Consider the following 18,430-nt stretch of genomic DNA (forward strand, 5'->3'; position numbering starts at 1 on the left):
GGCTCGGCGGCTCGGCGGCTCGGCGGCTCGGCGGCAGGGGCTTACTCGGCCCCGGCTGCTCGGCCGCTAACCGGCCGCGGGGACGGCCCGGGCGGTCAGGCCCGTCCCGTCGGGCGTCGTGAGCGTCAGGGTCCGGTCCCGGATCCGCCAGCTGAGCGGGCCGCTGCCGAACAGCCCGGTCAGGGTCCGCTCGACCTCGCCGGGGCCGCCCTCGCAGGCCATCCGGGTCGTGGTGAGCGGGCCGACGGTGAGGGAGGCGCCGGAGACGGTGACCGGGGCGCGGAACCGGTTGCAGCCGAGGCTGCCGCTCACGGCCCCGTCGGCGGCGATCGTGAACCGGGCCCGGCCGGCGGCGTCGGCCGGGAGGGACGCCGCGGTGGCCCCGCCGAGCAGGGAGTCCACGGTCCATTCGGTGGCGGTCAGCGGGGTGGCGGGGGCCGGTGCGGTGAGCGTGACCGTGCCGGTCGCGGGGTGCGGGTCCTGCGCCATCAGGGCGGCGCCGCCGTCACCGCACGCGGTGGCGGCGGCGGCCACGACGAGGGCGGCGGCCAGGGCGACGGGGACGTGCCGGAAGGTACGCATGCCCCTGGGACGGATGCCCGGCCGCGCCGGTTCCGCCCGCTCGGCCGTCCGGGGCCGGTCAGCCCAGCAGGGGGAGGTGCGCCGACAGGTCCGCCCGCTCCCCGCTGGCGCTGACCCGCGCCGCGGACACCGCCTCGGCCCAGCCCGTACGGCCCGTCGCGAGCCGGATCCAGGTCAGCGGGTCGGTCTCCACCACGTTCGGCGGGGTGCCGCGGGTGTGCCGGGGCCCCGCCACGCACTGGACCACCGCGAACGGCGGGACCCGCACCTCCACCGAGGCGCCCGGCGCGCTGACCGCGAGCGCGTCGGCGAGCAGCCGGGTGCAGGCGGCGAGGGCCTGCCGCTCGATCGGGATGTCCAGGCCCGCGGCCCGGTTCAGGTCGTCGGTGTGCACCACCAGTTCCACGGCCCGGGTGACCATGAAGTCGGCCAGCGTCATGGCCCCGATCCACAGGCTCAGCACCCGGTCGCCCCGGTTCGCGGCGAGCCCGGCCGCCAGCCGTTCGCCGGCCCGCGCGAACAGCTCGGGCAGCGGTCCGGCGTCCAGGGTCTCCTTGGCCGCCTCGGCGATCCGCCCGGCGAGGGAGGCGGTGGCGGAGGGCCATTCGGTGACCGACAGCTCGGCGACCGCGGCGGGCGGCCGTTCCAGACCGGCGCCCAGCGAGTCCGCGATCCACGCGATGTGAGCGGCCAGATCGCCCACGGTCCAGTCCCCGAGTCCGCTGGGCCGCGCCAGCTGCCCGGGGGTCAGCTCCGCGACGGCGTCGGCGACATGGCCGAACTGCGCCGTCACGGCCGCCCTGATCTTCGCGGCGTCGTACCTGCGGGTCTTGGGTGCCATGCCGGGAGTCTGCCCGATCAGTCGCCGCCCCCGCAGCCACCGCCGCGGCTGCTCGCCAGTGCCGTCACAGCACTAGGTCCTGTCGTCAAAGTGGCGCCTGGCCCGCGGACGGGAACGCCGAAGCCCCGCACGGCGGTCCGTGCGGGGCTTCGGTCCGGCTTCGTCGGCCGTCGCCGGGGCTCAGGCCAGCAGCGCCGGGATCGTCGCCTCGTGGGCCTCGCGGAGCTCGGCCAGCGGGAGCGTGAACTCGCCCTGGATCTCGATCTCCTCGCCGTCCACCACGCCGATGCGGGTGGCCGGCAGGCCCCGCGCACCGCACATGTCGGTGAAGCGGAGCTCCTCGCTGCGCGGTACGGACACGATGGCCCGGCCCGCCGACTCGGAGAACAGGAAGGTGAACGCGTCCAGACCCTCCGGCACCACGATCCGCGCGCCGTTGCCGCCGCGCAGGCAGGACTCGGTCAGCGCCTGGATGACGCCGCCGTCCGAGAGGTCGTGCGCGGCGTCGATCATGCCGTCGCGGGAGCCCGAGATCAGGATCTCGCCGAGCAGCTTCTCCCGGCCCAGGTCCACCTTCGGGGGCATACCGCCGAGGTGGTCGTGGACGACCTGCGACCAGGCCGAGCCACCGAACTCCGCGGCCGTGTCGCCCAGCAGGTACAGCAGCTGGCCGGCCTCCGCGAACGCCATCGGCGTACGGCGGTTGACGTCGTCGATCACACCGAGGACCGCCACGACCGGGGTCGGGTGGATCGCGATGTCACCGGTCTGGTTGTACAGGGAGACGTTGCCGCCGGTCACCGGGGTGCCCAGCTCCAGGCAGCCGTCCGCGAGACCGCGGGTGGCCTCGGCGAACTGCCACATGACGCCCGGGTCCTCGGGCGAGCCGAAGTTCAGGCAGTCGGAGATCGCGAGCGGCTTGGCGCCGGTCGCGGCGACGTTGCGGTACGCCTCGGCCAGCGCGAGCTGCGCGCCCGTGTACGGGTCGAGCTTCGCGAAGCGGCCGTTGCCGTCCGTCGCCATGGCCACGCCGAGGTTGGTGTCCTCGTCGATGCGGACCATGCCGGCGTCCTCGGGCTGCGACAGCACCGTGTTGCCCTGGACGAAGCGGTCGTACTGGTCGGTGACCCAGGACTTCGAGGCCTGGTTCGGGGAGGAGACCAGCGCCAGGACCTGCGCGCGGAGCTCCTCGGAGGTCTGCGGGCGGGGCAGCTCGCCCGCGTCGTCGGCCTGGAGGGCGTCCTGCCACTCGGGGCGGGCGTACGGGCGGTTGTAGACGGGACCCTCGTGGGCGACGGTGCCGGGCGGCACGTCCACGATCTGCTCGCCGTGCCAGAAGATCTCCAGGCGCTCGCCCTCGGTCACCTCACCGATGACGGTGGCGATGACGTCCCACTTCTCGCAGATCTCCATGAAGCGGTCGACGTGCTGCGGCTCGACGATCGCGCACATGCGTTCCTGCGACTCGCTCATGAGGATTTCCTCGGGCGAGAGGGTCGCGTCGCGCAGCGGCACGGTGTCCAGCTCGACGCGCATGCCGCCGGAACCGGCGGAGGCCAGCTCGCTCGTGGCGCAGGAGAGCCCGGCGCCGCCGAGGTCCTGGATGCCCGCGACCAGCTTCTCCTTGAAGATCTCCAGGGTGCACTCGATGAGGAGCTTCTCCTGGAAGGGGTCGCCGACCTGGACGGCGGGGCGCTTGGTCGGCTTGGAGTCGTCGAACGTCTCCGAGGCCAGCACGGACACGCCGCCGATGCCGTCGCCGCCCGTGCGGGCGCCGTAGAGGATGACCTTGTTGCCGGGGCCGGAGGCCTTGGCCAGGTGGATGTCCTCGTGCTTCATCACGCCGATGCAGCCGGCGTTGACGAGCGGGTTGCCCTGGTAGCAGGCGTCGAAGACGACCTCGCCGCCGATGTTCGGCAGGCCCAGGCAGTTGCCGTAGCCGCCGATGCCCGCGACCACGCCCGGCAGGACGCGCTTGGTGTCGGGGTGGTCGGCCGCGCCGAAGCGCAGCGGGTCCACGACGGCGACCGGGCGGGCGCCCATGGCGAGGATGTCGCGGACGATGCCGCCGATGCCGGTGGCCGCGCCCTGGTAGGGCTCGATGTACGAGGGGTGGTTGTGCGACTCCACCTTGAAGGTGACCGCGTACCCCTGGCCGACGTCGACGACGCCGGCGTTCTCGCCGATGCCGACGAGCATGGCCGTGTTCTCGGGGGCCTTCTCGCCGAACTGCTTCAGGTGGACCTTGCTGCTCTTGTAGGAGCAGTGCTCGGACCACATGACGGAGTACATGGCGAGCTCGGCGCCGGTCGGGCGGCGGCCGAGGATCTCGCGGATCCGGGCGTACTCGTCCTCCTTGAGGCCGAGTTCCTTCCAGGGCTGGGAGGCGTCCGGGGTTTCGGTGGCGTTCTTGACCGTGTCGAGGCTCATGCGGAGACCAGCTTCTTCAGGACCGACGTGAAGAACGGGAGGCCGTCGGTGCGGCCCGTCCCGATCAGCGGCTCGACCGCGTGCTCGGGGTGCGGCATCAGGCCGACGACGTTGCCGGCGGCGTTGGTGATGCCGGCGATGTCGCGGAGCGACCCGTTCGGGTTCATGTCGACGTACCGGAAGGCCACTCGGCCTTCGGCCTCCAGTTCGTCGAGCACACGCTCGTCGGCGACGTAGCGGCCGTCCATGTTCTTGAGCGGTACGGAGATCTCCTGGCCGGCGGTGTAGTCACCGGTCCACGCGGTCTCCGCGTTCTCCACCCGCAGCTTCTGGTCGCGGCAGATGAAGTGCAGGTGGTTGTTCCGGAGCATCGCCCCCGGCAGCAGGTGCGCCTCGGTGAGGACCTGGAAGCCGTTGCAGATGCCGAGGACGGGCATGCCGCCCTTGGCCTGCTCGATGATGGTCTCCATCACCGGCGAGAAGCGGGAGATGGCTCCGGCGCGCAGGTAGTCCCCGTAGGAGAAGCCGCCCGCGAGGACGACCGCGTCGACCTGGTGCAGGTCCTTGTCGCGGTGCCACAGCGAGACCGGCTCGGCCCCCGCGAGGCGGACGGCGCGCAGCGAGTCACGGTCGTCGAGCGTTCCGGGGAACGTGACGACTCCGATGCGAGTGGTCACCGTCAGGCCTCGACCTTCACGGTGAAGTCTTCGATGACGGTGTTGGCGAGGAACGTTTCGGCCATCTTGTGGATGCGGTCGAGGGCGGCCTGGTCGACCGGTCCCTCCACCTCCAGTTCGAAGCGCTTCCCCTGGCGGACGTCGGCGATCCCCTCGAAGCCCAGGCGCGGCAGTGCACGCTGCACCGCCTGGCCCTGAGGGTCGAGGATCTCCGGCTTGAGCATGACGTCGACTACGACGCGTGCCACTGGCACTCCCGTTGGGTGGTTGGTGCGAAGGCGGTTCCATCAGCGTACCCGGCCGAAATTTCTACGCGGGTAGATATGCGTTCACCTTGATCCCCGGGCGGTTTCGGCTTCACCAACGCTTCGCAAAATCCACCGGAAAACCACGCCCCCGGGATTGCGGCGGGACACGCGGAGACAATTAACTGGGCTTCGCAATTCAAAGGGAATCACGGTACAAAGGAATCCCTCGGCACCGCGGGTTTTGCCGCTTCACAACGGGCGGCGAAAGTCGCATTGCTCCGAAACATCCACACAGTCGACATCACCGCACGTCAGCACGTGGCGCGAGGTCGCACGAAGGGACCGATATCCGTGGCGCAGCGCGTAGTAGTCACGATCTCCGACGACATCGACGGCGGAGACGCGACGGAAACGGTCGTGTTCGCTCTGGACGGTAAGTCGTACGAGATCGACCTCAATGAGGCCAACGCAAAGAAACTGCGGAAGAACCTGGCCCCCTTCGTGGCCGCCGGCCGCCGCCAGTCGCGCTCGGGGAAGGCCTTCAAGCACACCGCGATCGCGCCGGACCCGGCCGTCGTCCGCGCCTGGGCCCGGTCCAACCAGCTCGACGTGCCGCCGCGCGGGCGCATCCCGAAGCGGGTCTACGAGGCCTACAACGAGGCCCACTGAGCCGCCCCCGGGGCGGGGCCGACCCCGGATTTGCCATCCACCCCCTCTGATCCGCTAGTGTGTGGATCACGCCGAGGGGCGAGGCCGCAGGTCAAAGCCCCAAAGGTCGTGCGGGTGTAGTTCAGTAGCAGAACATCCTCCTTCCAGGGGGAAGGCGCAGTGTGCGATCCCTGTCACCCGCTCTGCACGCTTTACGGACCACGGTTGTGGATCAGGTAGAGTGATGCACGCATCGCAGCGACATTCGTGTCGCCGCAAGCATGCGGACGTAGCTCAGTTGGTAGAGCACCACCTTGCCAAGGTGGATGTCGCGCGTTCGAGTCGCGTCGTCCGCTCAGAAGACAAAGGCCCCGATCATTGATCGGGGCCTTTGTCGTATGCGCCGCCGTATGCCGCAGATCACATATTCGGGGAACCCCGATGACAAATGTCATCGGGGGCCGTGACAGCGCGCACTGCCGCCGTCACGGGGCCGCCGCGAGGCTTGAGCCATGACTGACAGCGACCGCCGGACGGTGATCCGGGCCGAGGGACTGCGCCGCGGCTACGCCGGGGGGTTCGAAGCCGTCCGAGGCGTCTCCTTCTCCGTGGAGCGCGGCGAGGTCTTCGCGCTGCTCGGCACCAACGGAGCGGGCAAGACCTCCACCGTCGAGCTCCTGGAGGGGCTGGCCGCGCCCAGCGGCGGCCAGGTGCGCGTCTTCGGGCTCGACCCGTACAGACAGCGCGCCAGGGTCCGCCCGCGCACCGGGGTGATGCTCCAGGAGGGCGGGTTCCCCTCCGACCTGTCGGTCGCCGAGACCGTCGGCATGTGGGGCGGGGTCACCTCCGGCGCCCGCCCGGCGGCGGAGGTGCTGGAACTGGTCGGCCTGGCCGCGCGGTCCTCCGTACGCGTCAAGCAGCTGTCCGGCGGTGAGCGGCGGCGCCTGGACCTGGCGCTGGCCCTGCTGGGGCGGCCCGAGGTGCTGTTCCTCGACGAGCCCACCACCGGAATGGACCCGGAAGGCCGCCGCGACACCTGGGCGTTGGTACGGGAGCTGCGGGCGCGGGGCACCACGGTGCTGCTGACCACGCACTACCTGGAGGAGGCGGAGGAACTCGCCGACCGGCTGGCGATCCTCCACGAGGGCGAGCTGGTCCTGACCGGCACCCCGGCCGAGGTGACCGGGGCACGGCCCGCCCGGATCCGCTTCACGCTGCCGCAGGGGGTGCCCGCGGCCCGGCTCCCGCTGGCGCTGTGCGCGGCGGCCGAGGGGCGGCGGGTGGAGATCCGTACCGAACGGCTCCAGGCCGACCTCGGGACGCTGCTGCGCTGGGCCGGGGAGTCCGGGGTCGAACTGGCCGGGCTCGACGCCCGCGCCGCCTCCCTGGAAGAGGCCTTCCTGGAGATCGCGGAGAACCGCCGGGGCCCCCTCGGCCGTACCGGCCCGATGGCGGGAGCCCGATGAACGCACCGGCCCTGAACCCCGGCCGGCTCGCCGCGCTGGGCCGCTCCGAGCTCACCCTGCTGGTGCGCAACCGGGGCGCGCTGTCCGTGGCGCTGGTGATGCCGCTGCTGATGGTGTTCATCCTGCGCTCGACCCTGAGCGGCGTGGACGGCGTCGGCGGCGAGGGCCGGGCGGCCCTCGGCGAGGCCACCTTGACCGGCGGCATCGGCATGGTGCTGATCCTCGTCGTCTACATGAGCCTGGTCTCCGCCTACGTGGCCCGGCGCGAGGAGCTCGTCCTCAAGCGGCTGCGCACCGGCGAGGCGCGGGACCTGGAGATCCTGGCCGGGACCGCGCTGCCCGCCGCCGCCCTCGCCGTCGGGCAGGTCCTCGTCCTCGCGGTGGCCGGGGCGGCCGCCCTGGACGCGCGGATGCCGCGCGAGCCGCTGCTGCTGGCCGCGGCGGTGCTCGGCGCCGTCGTGCTGCTGGCCGGGGCCTCGGCGCTGACCAGCTCCTTCACCCGCAACGTGGAGAGCGCGGGCATCACCACGCTGCCGCTGTTCCTGGTGACGGCGCTCGGCTCCGGACTGTTCCTGCCGCCGGATTCGCTGCCGGGGAAACTGGCCGCGGTGTGCGAACTGCTGCCGCTGAGCGGTGTGATGGCCCTGGTGCGGGCCGGCTGGACCGGCGGCGCCGGGACCGGGGACCTGCTGCGGGCGGGGCTCACCACGCTGGCCTGGATCATGATCACGGTGTTTGCTGTCCGGACGTGGTTCCGCTGGGAACCGCGCCGCTAGGAACGAAGAACGAACTCGGGGGACGGGCCGTGCCGAAGCTGACCGGGTGGTGGAAGAACCGCGGCAGCGCGGGGAAGGTCGAGCTGTACACGCGCTGGTCCTTCCACTTCTTCGTGCTCATCGAGATCTTCTCGTTCGGGCTGAGCGGGCTGGGCGCGGCGTCCAAGGAGACCCCGCCGGGGATCGCGATCGCGGTCCTGCTGCTGGTGTCCGTGCACGCCGTGGTGGTCGCGTTCCAGACCTCCCGCGCGCTGGACTGGATCGTGGGCCGCCGTGAGCGGCCGGTGCGGCTCGCGGTGACGGTGGTGGCCCTGACGGCGGCCTCCTGCCTGGTCCTGATCGCGCTGCGCGGCGCCGGGACGCTGCAGGGAGTGGTGGTCGCGTCGATCGTGACGGGCATGACCTGCTTCGCCACCGGCTCGCTGGTGCTGTGCGTGAAGCGGCTGGGGCACAAGTGGTGCGTCGCCCCGGCCTGGGCCGTCGGGACGGCGCTGACGGTGCTCGCGCTGGGCGTGGGGGTGGGCGAGGCCTGCGGATACGCGGTCGCGGTGCTGCTGACCGGCCAGTTCATGAGCCTGGCCTACGGGTTCTCCGGGTGGCTGCTGAAGACCGTCCACGAGCTCGACCACGCCCGGGAGCTCCAGGCGCAGCTGGCGGTGGCCGAGGAGCGGCTGCGCTTCGGGCGGGACCTGCACGACGTGATGGGCCGCAACCTCGCGGTGATCGCGCTCAAGAGCGAGCTGGCGGTGCAGCTGGCCCGGCGCGAACGCCCGGAGGCGGTGGACCAGATGATCGAGGTGCAGCGGATCGCGCGGGAGTCGCAGCGCGAGGTGCGGGACGTGGTGCGCGGCTACCGCGAGGCGGACCTGGCCGTGGAGCTGGAGGGCGCGCGCGGGGTGCTGAGCGCCGCCGGGATGGACTGCCTGGTCGAGTTCGAGGCCGGCCGGGCGCTGCCCGCCGAAGTGCAGTCGGCGCTCGGCTGGGTGGTGCGGGAGGCGACCACGAACGTCCTGCGGCACGGGGACGCGCGCACCTGCCTGATCCGGCTGACGGCGGACGACGAGGGCGCGCTGACCCTGCTGGTGGAGAACGACGGGGCGCCCGAGGCGCCGGCCGGGCCGCCGGGATCGGGGCTCGCGGGGCTGCGGGAGCGGCTCGCGGTGGTGGACGGCACCCTGCGGGCGGGGCCCGTGGACGGTGGCCGGTTCCGGCTGCTGGCGGAGGTCCCGGGCCGAGGACCGAGACGAGTGGAGGTGCGGGCGTGAACCCCGTACGCGTACTTCTGGCCGATGACGAGCACCTGATCCGGGGTGCGCTGGCCGCTCTGCTGGGCCTGGAGGACGACCTCCTGGTCGTCGCCGAGGCGGCTTCCGGGCCGGAGGCCCTCGCGATGGCGCGGGCGCACCGGCCGGACGTGGCGGTGCTGGACCTGCAGATGCCGGGGGCGGACGGTGTGAGTGTCGCCACAGCGCTGCGGGCCGAACTCCCCGGCATCAGAACCATGATCGTGACGAGTCACGGCCGTCCCGGGCACCTGAAGCGGGCCCTCGCGGCGGGGGTGCGGGCCTTCGCCCCGAAGACGGTGTCGGCGCAGCGGCTGGCCGAGCTGATCCGGACCGTGCACGCCGGAGGGCGTTACGTGGACCCGGAGTTGGCGGCCGACGCGATCAGTGCGGGGGATTCCCCGCTGACCGCGCGCGAGGCGGAGGTACTGGAACTGGCGGGGGACGGGGCACCGATCGCGGAGATCGCCGAGCGGGCCTCGCTGTCGCAGGGGACGGTGCGCAACTACCTGTCCTCGGCGGCCTCGAAGCTGGGCGCGGAGAACCGGCACACGGCAGTGCGTCTCGCACGGGAGCGAGGTTGGGTATAGTAGGTCCCGCGCTACGGCGCACCTGCGGACATAGCTCAGTTGGTAGAGCACCACCTTGCCAAGGTGGATGTCGCGCGTTCGAGTCGCGTTGTCCGCTCAGAACGAAGAAGCCCCCGGTCCTCGACCGGGGGCTTCTTCGTGTCTCAGGACCAGGCCAGGCCGGTGAGCCGCTCGTACGCCTCGACGTACTTGGCGCGGGTCTGCTCGACGACCTCCTGCGGGAGGGCCGGCGGCGGGAGCTCGCCCTTGCGGTCCCAGCCGGAGGCCGGGGAGGCCAGCCAGTCGCGGACGAACTGCTTGTCGTACGAGGGCTGGGCGCGGCCCGGCTCCCACTGGTCGGCCGGCCAGAAGCGCGAGGAGTCCGGGGTCAGCACCTCGTCGCCGGCGACGAGGGCGCCGTCCTTGTCGAAGCCGAACTCGAACTTGGTGTCGGCCAGGATGATCCCGCGCTCGCGGGCGATGTCCCGGGCGCGGCCGTACACGGCGAGCGTGGTCTGGCGCAGCAGCGCCGCCGTCTCGGCGCCGGTGGTGCGCGCGACCTCCTCGTAGGAGACGTTCTCGTCGTGCTCGCCGACCTCGGCCTTGGCGGCCGGGGTGAAGATCGGCGCGGGCAGCTCGGAGCCGTTCACGAGGCCCTCGGGGAGGGCGAGTCCGCAGACGGTGCGGGTCTGGTCGTACTCGACGAGGCCCGAGCCGGTGAGGTAGCCGCGGGCCACGCACTCGACGGGGACCATGTCGAGGCTCGTGCAGATCAGCGTGCGGCCGGCCCAGTCGGCGGGGGCGCCGGCGGGCAGTTCGGTGCTGATGACGTGGTTCGGTACGAGGTCCCGGAGCTGGTCGAACCACCAGAGGGAGAGCTGGGTGAGGACGCGGCCCTTGTCCGGGATCTCGGTGGGGAGCACCCAGTCGAAGGCGGACATCCGGTCGCTGGCGACCATGACGAGGTTGCCGTCCTGGTCGCGGTAGAGGTCGCGGACCTTGCCGGTGTGGAGGTGGACGAGGCCGGGCACCTGAACCGGCTCGGGCTTTTCGACGAATCCGGACACGGGGTCTCCCTGTGGTTCTGTACGAGCGCGGTCCCATTCTCCCGTACTCGGGCCCGCGCGCTCCCCAGGGGGTGCCCGGCCGGACCTCAGTCGCGCTTGCAGATCCGGTCGAGGAGGTTGGCCGTGGCGCGCTGGACCCGCTCGTCGACGTGCCCGGGCCGGTCGAGCGCGGGGGACCAGGCGAAGGTGCCGGAGGCGAAGACCAGGGCCCCGCTGGGCGCCCGGTAGAGGGAGGTCTCCTGGTGGCGCTTGTGCCCCTCGCCGTCGAGGTACGGGGAGTGCGCGAGCAGGATCCGGTCCCGGTGCTCGGGGAGCTGGGTGCGCGGGAAGTAGCGGTCGGCCTCGCCCGCGACCAGACCGTCGAGTTCGTCGTTCTCGGCGGCGCCGGTGGAGTCCCAGAGCCAGTGCGTGGCGTTGCGCACGATCATCGGCGCGGGCTCGGGGACCCGGCCCGCGTACTGGATGCCGAGCAGTTGCTGCTCCGGGCGGTCGACCTCGCGCCACAGGCAGGGACGGCCGGGGCCCCGGCGTTTTCGGCAGGTGAGGAGCCGGTCGGGCACTCCGGAGGGGGAGGGCGCCAGCTCGACCTGCCAGTACATGGTGTTCGCGGAGAGGAAGACGAGCGAGGTGCCGTGGTCGCGGGCGCGCTCGGCGGTGCGGCGCATCGGGGCCGACCAGTACTCGTCGTGGCCGGGGAAGACCAGGCCGCGGTAGCGGGTGGGGTCGACGCGGCCGGCGTGCAGGTCGCGGGTGTCGGCGTAGGCGAGGTCGTAGCCGTAGCGCTCGGCCCAGCGGATGAAGTCGTAGGCGTGGCCCACGTGCAGCGGAAGGCCGGCGCCCGCGTAGGGGCGGTCGAAGGAGATGGTGACGGCCGCGTCCGCCTCGCCGAGGAGTCGGCCGTCCTCGTCCCAGGCGTGGTAGAGGCTGGCCCCGGTCCGGCCGTCCTCGGGATAGAGGTTGTAGGCCTGCCAGGTGATGTCGGGCAGCAGGAGCAGCAGATCGGCCGGGTGGTCGTCCCGGACCGTGAACGGGATGTGGGAGCGGTAGCCGTCGGCGGTGGTGAGGACCGCGACGTACGCGCCGAGGTTCCAGTACGAGGGGACCTGGAGCCGCCAGGAGAGCCACCAGTGGTGGCAGGAGACGGTGCGGTCGGCCGTGAGGGGGGCGGGCTGGACGATGCCGGAGAGCCGCGGGCTGGTGGTGATCTTCGAGGCGCCGTCGCCGCCGTAGTGGCCGATGCGGTAGACGTCCACGGAGAACTGCTGGGGCGGATCGACGGTGATGTGGAAGTCGATGGCCTCGCCCGGGGCGACCGCGCCGGTGGAGGCGAAACCTTTGATCTGGCGGTGCACGTCGTCTGCCGTACGGGGGCCGCCCGCACCGCGGGCGCGGGGAACCTGGCCCGCGCCGGCCGCCGCGGGGTCCACGTACCAGGGGACGACATGGCCGGTGTCGTCGAAGTAGAGCTCGCTGCCCCGGAACCAGGGCAGGGGGCCCTGGCCGAAGGGGTCGTTCACCGCGTGCGCGAGCGCACCTGACTCCCACCGCCGGATCGGGTCAGCACCCATACCGTTCCCCTCCCTCACTCCCCCGGACGCCACAGCCTGTGGCCGCGCCCACGAGTCTTGTCGCGAGCGGTCCCAGCACATCACATAACGCACGCACTCCGTCACTGTTCGCCATATCCGGCCGTACCTGCGACGGGGGAGCACAGGTTCGGGGGGTGGGTCTACCCGGCGGCGGAGCACGTCACACCGGGCCGGGAGGGCACCGCCCGACCACGAGGGGCACGGGCGGGGCACGGCGGTGCGCGGCGGGTTCACACCAGCCGGACCGGCTTCTCCGGGCGTACGCCCACCTCCGCGAGCCAGCCCCGCAGGGGTTCGGGATCGCCGTCCTCGACGAGGCACAGCACATGGGGCGCGAGATCGGAACGCCGGTCGCCGGAGATCAGCAGCACCGGGCCGTCCAGCCAGTCCAGTCCCGGCGCGGCACCGGCCGAGTCCACGGCCGCGCAGCACACCAGCGCCGTCACGTGGTCGGCCAGCAGGTCCCGCGCGCTGCGCGGCGCCTGCAACGGGACCAGCGGCACCGCCTCCGCGTCCCGGGCCGTGCCGGGGCCGCCCGCGCGGTCCTCCCGGGCCAGGTCCCCGCTGAGCCGGCCGGCCAGCGCCTCCCCGGCCGCGCCCTCGCCGGCCGCGCCCGTCAGATAGCCGAGCACCCGCTCCAGCGTGGGGCCCGCCGGGCCCGCGGCCGGACCGGCCGGGACGGCGAGCGCGTCGAGGGCGGCGTGCAGCCGGGACGCCTCCGTGCGCCACTTGCGGTCCACGACCTCTTCCGGATACGCCGCCCAGTCCACCGGGGACCAGTCGGGCCCGGCCTCCGCCGGACCGCCGTGGAACAGCCGCGCGGCCAGCAGCGAGGCCGCCTCGTCGATCACGCCGGGCTGCTCCAGCAGGTCGCAGGCGGGCCGCTCACCCAGCCGCGAGGTGAACCCGTCGGCCAGCCGGTCCCGCCGGGACAGCTCGGTCAGCGCGGAGACCACGCCCGCGTCGAGCCGCGCCGGCCACCGGCCCATCCGCCAGGCGGGCAGCGCCACCCGGGTCAGCAGCCGGTCCCAGCCCGCGTAGGCCAGCCCGACCTGCTCCTGGGCCAGGATCCGCAGCGCGTAGTCCACACCCTGTGCGCGCGCCGAGGCGGCCGCGGCCACCCCGCGCTCCATCTCGGCGGCGTCCTCCCGGCACAGCCGCAGCAGCAGCCGCGCGGGCCGGGCGATCCAGCCCGCGCCGCGCCGGCCGCCGATGTCCACGGCGGCGTCGAGCCCCCGCAGGAAGCCCCGCGCATCGGCTATGTCCGGGTGCGCGGAGGGTCCCGTACCCGCGACGACCGGGGCGAGCACCGCCCGCAGCTCCGCGACCCGCATCCACCACAGGAACGGGGAGCCGATCACCAGCACCGGGGCCGCGCCCGGCTCGGTCTCGGGACCGGCGGATATGCCGCCGCCCCCGGATCCGCGCCGGTGCGCCGCGTGCGTACGGTCCTCCAGCCAGCTGTCGCAGTCCGGGGTCAGGGCTATCGCGGAGGGCGCGGGCACGTCCATCCGGTCGGCGAGGTCCCGTACGAGCCGGTAGAGGTCGGGCGCGGCGGTCTCCGAGAGCGGCACCGTCGGCGTCACGGCGGGGCTCGCCCGCAGCACCACGGCGGCGAAGGCCCCGCCGACCAGCAGCACCAGCGCGGCGACCGCGCAGACGACGAGGGTCACGGCGGGCCAGGGGTCGGCGAGGAGCCGGTCCGTCATACGGGCGGCCACGAGCACCACCGCGAGGGCGGCGGGCAGCAGGAGGACGGCCAGCGCCCTGCTGCGGACCCGCAGCACGGCGAGGGCCCGGGAGCGCGCGGACGGCGCGCCCACTTCCACGATCGAACCGGTTCCGGACACGGCCGGACCTCACCCCCTCTGCCCTGCGGCGGCTTTGCTCACTCCCCCACTGTGACACCCGCCACTGACATCGCAATGCCGGTGGGCCATGTGCCGGAATGCTTGCGCCGCACCCTAGTTGGGGCCGGGGCGGCCGTCAGGCAGACCGGGTGACGATCACCCGATGGAATGGCTTTGGGTAAAGCTGGGTGCGTTCGAACGCGAGCGGAGGCAGGCGTACGCGGGCATGCGCGCGGGCCCGGGCGCACCGTGTGCGCACCGGGCCCGCGGGGTCCGGGGAGTCCGCGAACCGGCGGTTCAGCGGGTCAGCGGCCCTCTGCCGCCTTCGCGGCGATGTCCGTGCGGTGCTGCGAGCCGTCCAGCCGGATCCGGCCGACGGCCTTATACGCCCGCTCGCGGGCCTGCGCCAGATCGGAACCGGTCGCCGTCACCGACAGCACGCGGCCGCCCGCGCTGACGACGGCGTCGCCCTCGCGGCGGGTCCCGGCGTGCAGCACGTACGCCTCGGGGGCGTCCTCGGCGGCCACCTCGGCCAGGCCCTCGATCGGATCCCCGGTGCGCGGGGTCTCGGGGTAGTTGTGCGAGGCGATGACCACCGTGACGGCCGCGTCCTCGCGCCAGTTGAGCGGGGGCTCGGTGTGCAGGGTGCCGGTGGCGGCGCCCAGCAGCACGCTCGCGAGCGGGGTGCGCAGCCGGGCCAGGACGACCTGGGTCTCCGGGTCGCCGAAGCGGGCGTTGAACTCGATGACGCGTACGCCGCGCGAGGTGATCGCGAGGCCGGCGTAGAGCAGGCCGGAGAAGGGGGTGCCGCGGCGGCGGAGCTCGTCGACCGTCGGCTGCAGGACGCTCGCCATGACCTCGTCGACCAGCTTCGGGTCCGCCCAGGGCAGCGGGGAGTAGGCGCCCATGCCGCCGGTGTTGGGGCCCTCGTCGCCGTCGAGCGCGCGCTTGAAGTCCTGCGCGGGCTGGAGCGGCAGCACGGTGACGCCGTCGGTGATGGCGAAGAGGGACACCTCGGGGCCGTCGAGGAACTCCTCGATGACGACGCGGTCGCAGCCGAGCGCGTGCGCGCGGGCGGCGGCCAGGTCCGCGGTGACCACGACGCCCTTGCCGGCGGCGAGGCCGTCGTCCTTGACGACGTACGGGGCGCCGAAGGCGTCGAGGGCCTCGTCCACCTCTTCCGGGGTGGTGCAGACGTAGCTGCGCGCGGTCGGGACCCCGGCCGCGGCCATCACGTCCTTGGCGAACGCCTTGGACCCCTCCAGGAGGGCCGCCTCGGCGGACGGGCCGAAGACGGGGATGCCGGCCGCGCGGACCGCGTCGGCGACGCCGGCGACCAGCGGGGCCTCCGGGCCGACGACGACCAGGCCGGCGCCGAGTTCGGTGGCGAGCGCGGCCACGGCCGCGCCGTCGAGGGCGTCGACCGGGTACAGCTCCGCCACCTCGGCGATGCCGGCGTTGCCGGGAGCGCAGTAGAGCGCGGAGACGTCGGGGTCGAGGGACAGAGAGCGGCACAGGGCGTGTTCGCGGGCGCCGCCGCCGATGACGAGGACCTTCACGGCATGAAGCGTAGCCCGCGCTCCGGATTCTCTTTCGTGCGGCCACCCAATGAGACGGCCCTACTCGTTCGTATATTCCTCTACAACGGTCGCCCCGAGCTCCCTCACGATGAGGTCGTGCCCGGTCAGCGCGCTCTCGACCAGATCCGGATCATCCTCTTCCGGCACGTCGTCCTCGGGCGCGACCGGCGGCGGCGCCTGCCGTACGGGAGGCTGCTGCGCGGGCGCGGACTGCTGCTGCGAAGACTGGTACGAGGACTGCTGCGGGCCGGGATCCTGCCGGGCCGGGGCCGCGGGAGCGGCGGGCGGCGGGTTGTAGGCGGGCGCGGGCGGCCCCGCGTACGAACCCTGGGGCGCGGGCTGGCCGCCACCGCCGCCTCCGACCACGGCGTCGATCTTCCAGTTGACCTGGAACTGCTCGGCCAGGACCGCCTTGAGGACGTCCTCGCTGCCGCTGCTCGCGAAGTTGTCGCGGGCGCCCACGTTGGGGAAGCCGAGCTGGAGGGTCGTCCCGTCGAAGCCGGTGACCTGGGCGTTCTGGCTGAGCAGGATCCAGGTGAAGCGGCGCCGGTTCTTGACGGCCTCCAGCACGCCGGGCCACATCGCCTGCACCTGGCCCGCGCCGGCGGCCATGCCGGGGGACGGGGCGGCGGGAGCCGGGGCCGCGGGGGCGGCGGCCGGAGCGGGAGCCGGGGCCGGGGCGGCGGGTGCCGTACCGGGCGCGGTGGCGCTGGGCCAGGCACCGGCGGCGGGGGCCGCGGGAGCGGCGGCTGCGGCGGCTCCCGGCCAGGCGCCGGGGGCCCCGGAGCCGGGCTTGGCGGCGCCGGGCCAGGCGCCCGGCGCGGGGGCCGGGGCTTCGGCGGCGGGCGGAGCCACGGGGGCCGGGGCCGGCTCCGGCGCCACGGGAGCGGGAGCGGGAGCGGCGGCGGGCGCGGGGGCCTGCGCCACCGGCGCCGGGGCGGCAGCGGGGGCGGGCGGGGCCGACTCCTCCGGCCCCCCTCCTCGTACGGCCGCGCGCGCGGCCGCGACACCGCCGCCGGGACCGGCGGGCGCCATGCCGTGCGCCTCGGGGCCGGGCACGTAGCCCATGGCGGGGGCGCCGGCGGGCGGGACCGCCAGCGCGGCCGCGGCGGCCATGCCACCGCGCTCCAGGCGGTCGAGGCGCGCCTGGAAGGACCGCTCGTCATCGAAGGCGGCGGGCAGCAGCACGCGGGCGCAGATCAGCTCCAGCTGCAGCCGGGGCGAGGTCGCGCCGCGCATCTCGGTGAGCCCGGTGTTGACCAGGTCGGCGGCGCGGCTGAGCTCGGCGGCCCCGAAGACCGACGCCTGGGCCTGCATCCGCTCCACGACATCGGCGGGGGCGTCGATCAGCCCCTTCTCCCCGGCGTCGGGCACGGCGGCCAGGATGACCAGGTCGCGCAGCCGCTCCAGCAGGTCGGCGACGAAGCGGCGCGGGTCGTTGCCGCCCTCGACGACGCGGTCGACGACCTCGAACGCGGCGGCGCCGTCCCCGGCGGCGAAGGCGTCGATCACCGAATCCAGCAACGACCCGTCCGTGTACCCCAGCAGGGAGGTGGCCATGGCGTACGTCACACCCTGGTCGGCGGCGCCGGCCAGCAGCTGGTCCATGACGGACATGGAGTCACGCACCGACCCGGCGCCCGCACGCACGACGAGCGGCAGCACGCCGTCCTCGACGGTGGCGCCCTCGCGCCCGCAGACCTCGCCGAGGTACTCGCGCAGGGTGCCGGGCGGTACGAGGCGGAAGGGGTAGTGGTGGGTCCGGGACCGGATGGTCCCGATGACCTTCTCCGGCTCCGTCGTGGCGAAGATGAACTTGAGGTGCTCCGGCGGCTCCTCGACCACCTTCAGCAGGGCGTTGAAGCCCGCCGAGGTGACCATGTGCGCCTCGTCGATGATGTAGATCTTGTAGCGGCTGGAGGCGGGCCCGAAGAAGGCCTTCTCCCGCAGGTCACGGGCGTCGTCCACACCACCGTGCGAGGCGGCGTCGATCTCGATGACGTCGATCGAGCCGGGGCCGTTGCGCGCCAGGTCCCGGCAGGACTGGCACTCGCCGCAGGGGGTGGGCGTGGGACCTTGCTCACAGTTCAGGCAGCGGGCCAGGATCCGCGCGCTGGTGGTCTTGCCACAGCCTCGCGGACCGCTGAACAGGTACGCGTGATTGACCCGGTTGTTCCGCAGGGCCTGCATCAGGGGGACAGTGACATGCTCCTGCCCGATGACCTCGGCGAACGACTCGGGGCGGTAGCGGCGGTACAGCGCAAGGGACGACACGTCTACGAGGTTATCCGGGCCCACCGACAACAGCGGCCCGCCGACCCCACGGGATCCACCCGGGAACCACCGGGGACCGCCTGGGAACCGTCCGGGGACGGACCGCCCCGGAACGCAAAGCGCCCCCCACGCACCCGCCAGAGCCCACTTACCCTTGCTGCCTTCCGGCCCTGGGGGAGTTGGGTGAGATAGCGCCACGTGAGGGGCTGGCCCCACCCTAGCGGATGGAAGCCCCCGGAATCGAGCCGGGCCTTCCCCGGATCCCCCTCGGATCCCCTTCGGATCCTCCGCGGACGATCACGTTCGCGAGCACCCCTCAACGTCTTGTATTGTTTGCGGCGGAGGATTCGCCTAGTGGCCTAGGGCGCACGCTTGGAAAGCGTGTTGGGGGCAACCCCTCACGAGTTCGAATCTCGTATCCTCCGCCAGTGCCTCACCGGGCACTTGAAGGCCCCGACCGGGAAACCGGCCGGGGCCTTCTGCGTTGCTCCGTCTCACCTTCCGCCCCGGTCGCCCCGGGACGGGCCCCGCAGCGCTTCGCCGAACGGCT

The 18,430-nt window shown here is 73.3% G+C and carries 15 protein-coding genes, 4 tRNA genes and 1 other RNA gene; 9 read left to right on the plus strand and 11 right to left on the minus strand.

The window, feature by feature from the left end:
- Positions 1–66: 66 nt before the first annotated feature.
- The 5 genes from EES41_RS17820 to purS all read right to left on the minus strand — a co-directional run bounded on the left by EES41_RS17820 (position 67) and on the right by purS (position 4,784).
- The gene (locus tag EES41_RS17820) at positions 67–582 is read right to left on the minus strand and encodes an META domain-containing protein (RefSeq protein ID WP_123079452.1); all 516 of its coding nucleotides are present in this window, start codon (positions 580–582) and stop codon (positions 67–69) included.
- 58 nt (positions 583–640) lie between these two features.
- Positions 641–1,423 carry a maleylpyruvate isomerase family mycothiol-dependent enzyme gene (locus EES41_RS17825; RefSeq protein ID WP_123079453.1) on the minus strand — a complete coding sequence of 261 codons (783 nt, stop codon included), beginning with the start codon at positions 1,421–1,423 and terminating at the stop codon, positions 641–643.
- 180 nt (positions 1,424–1,603) lie between these two features.
- Positions 1,604–3,853, minus strand: a complete 2,250-nt coding sequence (gene purL, locus EES41_RS17830) for a phosphoribosylformylglycinamidine synthase subunit PurL (protein ID WP_123079454.1) — start codon at positions 3,851–3,853, stop codon at positions 1,604–1,606.
- Positions 3,850–4,530: a phosphoribosylformylglycinamidine synthase subunit PurQ gene (gene purQ / locus EES41_RS17835; protein WP_073774107.1), complete on the minus strand. Its 681-nt coding sequence runs from the start codon at positions 4,528–4,530 to the stop codon at positions 3,850–3,852. Before purQ ends, purL begins: the two co-directional genes overlap by 4 nt.
- Before the next feature lie 2 nt (positions 4,531–4,532).
- Positions 4,533–4,784, minus strand: coding sequence for a phosphoribosylformylglycinamidine synthase subunit PurS (purS, locus tag EES41_RS17840; RefSeq protein ID WP_008740952.1), 252 nt, complete (start codon positions 4,782–4,784; stop codon positions 4,533–4,535).
- Between the two features lie 345 nt (positions 4,785–5,129).
- Here purS and EES41_RS17845 point away from each other — a divergent pair, with 345 nt between their 5' ends.
- The 8 genes from EES41_RS17845 to EES41_RS17880 all read left to right on the plus strand — a co-directional run bounded on the left by EES41_RS17845 (position 5,130) and on the right by EES41_RS17880 (position 9,638).
- Complete coding sequence (locus tag EES41_RS17845) at positions 5,130–5,447, plus strand: Lsr2 family protein (RefSeq protein WP_123079455.1); 318 nt, start codon at positions 5,130–5,132, stop codon at positions 5,445–5,447.
- A gap of 110 nt (positions 5,448–5,557) precedes the next feature.
- A tRNA-Gly gene (locus EES41_RS17850) sits at positions 5,558–5,629 on the plus strand.
- An 80-nt stretch (positions 5,630–5,709) separates the two neighbouring features.
- Positions 5,710–5,782 (plus strand) — tRNA-Gly (locus EES41_RS17855).
- Between the two features lie 156 nt (positions 5,783–5,938).
- On the plus strand, positions 5,939–6,892 hold the full coding sequence (locus tag EES41_RS17860; RefSeq protein ID WP_123079456.1) for an ABC transporter ATP-binding protein: 954 nt from the start codon (positions 5,939–5,941) through the stop codon (positions 6,890–6,892).
- The gene (locus tag EES41_RS17865; protein WP_123079457.1) at positions 6,889–7,668 is read left to right on the plus strand and encodes an ABC transporter permease; all 780 of its coding nucleotides are present in this window, start codon (positions 6,889–6,891) and stop codon (positions 7,666–7,668) included. Before EES41_RS17860 ends, EES41_RS17865 begins: the two co-directional genes overlap by 4 nt.
- 29 nt (positions 7,669–7,697) lie before the next feature.
- Positions 7,698–8,933 (plus strand): sensor histidine kinase, encoded by a 1,236-nt coding sequence (locus tag EES41_RS17870; protein WP_123079458.1) that lies wholly within the window; start codon positions 7,698–7,700, stop codon positions 8,931–8,933.
- Complete coding sequence (locus tag EES41_RS17875; RefSeq protein WP_123079459.1) at positions 8,930–9,541, plus strand: response regulator transcription factor; 612 nt, start codon at positions 8,930–8,932, stop codon at positions 9,539–9,541. The genes EES41_RS17870 and EES41_RS17875 overlap by 4 nt, the downstream gene beginning before the upstream one ends.
- Positions 9,542–9,565: 24 nt before the next feature.
- Positions 9,566–9,638 (plus strand) — tRNA-Gly (locus tag EES41_RS17880).
- A gap of 46 nt (positions 9,639–9,684) precedes the next feature.
- On the opposite strand, the gene EES41_RS17885 is transcribed toward EES41_RS17880, so the two are convergent.
- The 6 genes from EES41_RS17885 to ffs form a co-directional block, all read right to left on the minus strand.
- Entirely contained in the window at positions 9,685–10,587 is a 903-nt protein-coding gene (locus tag EES41_RS17885) for a phosphoribosylaminoimidazolesuccinocarboxamide synthase (protein ID WP_123079460.1), read from the minus strand.
- 86 nt (positions 10,588–10,673) lie between these two features.
- Entirely contained in the window at positions 10,674–12,155 is a 1,482-nt protein-coding gene (locus tag EES41_RS17890; protein ID WP_123079461.1) for a N,N-dimethylformamidase beta subunit family domain-containing protein, read from the minus strand.
- 251 nt (positions 12,156–12,406) lie between these two features.
- Positions 12,407–14,026, minus strand: coding sequence for a hypothetical protein (locus EES41_RS17895; protein WP_123079462.1), 1,620 nt, complete (start codon positions 14,024–14,026; stop codon positions 12,407–12,409).
- Positions 14,027–14,331: 305 nt separating this feature from the next.
- Positions 14,332–15,585 carry a phosphoribosylamine--glycine ligase gene (purD, locus tag EES41_RS17900; RefSeq protein WP_037797860.1) on the minus strand — a complete coding sequence of 418 codons (1,254 nt, stop codon included), beginning with the start codon at positions 15,583–15,585 and terminating at the stop codon, positions 14,332–14,334.
- Positions 15,586–15,645: 60 nt separating this feature from the next.
- Positions 15,646–17,880 carry a DNA polymerase III subunit gamma and tau gene (locus tag EES41_RS17905; protein WP_123079463.1) on the minus strand — a complete coding sequence of 745 codons (2,235 nt, stop codon included), beginning with the start codon at positions 17,878–17,880 and terminating at the stop codon, positions 15,646–15,648.
- Positions 17,881–17,992: 112 nt separating this feature from the next.
- Positions 17,993–18,091: signal recognition particle sRNA small type (ffs, locus tag EES41_RS17910), an RNA gene on the minus strand.
- 129 nt (positions 18,092–18,220) lie between these two features.
- Between ffs and EES41_RS17915 the strand changes: the two genes are divergently transcribed.
- A tRNA-Ser gene (locus EES41_RS17915) sits at positions 18,221–18,308 on the plus strand.
- The last annotated feature ends 122 nt before the right edge of the window (positions 18,309–18,430 follow it).

It is taken from the genome of Streptomyces sp. ADI95-16 (genome assembly GCF_003721495.1).
Lineage (GTDB): Bacteria > Actinomycetota > Actinomycetes > Streptomycetales > Streptomycetaceae > Streptomyces > Streptomyces goshikiensis.

What these genes read in the sequence shown, in the direction of transcription:
- EES41_RS17820 (WP_123079452.1), bottom strand. Translation starts at nt 582, where the DNA reads ATGCGTACCTTCCGGCACGTCCCCGTCGCCCTGGCCGCCGCCCTCGTC.
- EES41_RS17825 (WP_123079453.1), bottom strand. Translation starts at nt 1,423, where the DNA reads ATGGCACCCAAGACCCGCAGGTACGACGCCGCGAAGATCAGGGCGGCC.
- purL (WP_123079454.1), bottom strand. Translation starts at nt 3,853, where the DNA reads ATGAGCCTCGACACGGTCAAGAACGCCACCGAAACCCCGGACGCCTCC.
- EES41_RS17860 (WP_123079456.1), top strand. Translation starts at nt 5,939, where the DNA reads ATGACTGACAGCGACCGCCGGACGGTGATCCGGGCCGAGGGACTGCGC.
- EES41_RS17865 (WP_123079457.1), top strand. Translation starts at nt 6,889, where the DNA reads ATGAACGCACCGGCCCTGAACCCCGGCCGGCTCGCCGCGCTGGGCCGC.
- EES41_RS17890 (WP_123079461.1), bottom strand. Translation starts at nt 12,155, where the DNA reads ATGGGTGCTGACCCGATCCGGCGGTGGGAGTCAGGTGCGCTCGCGCAC.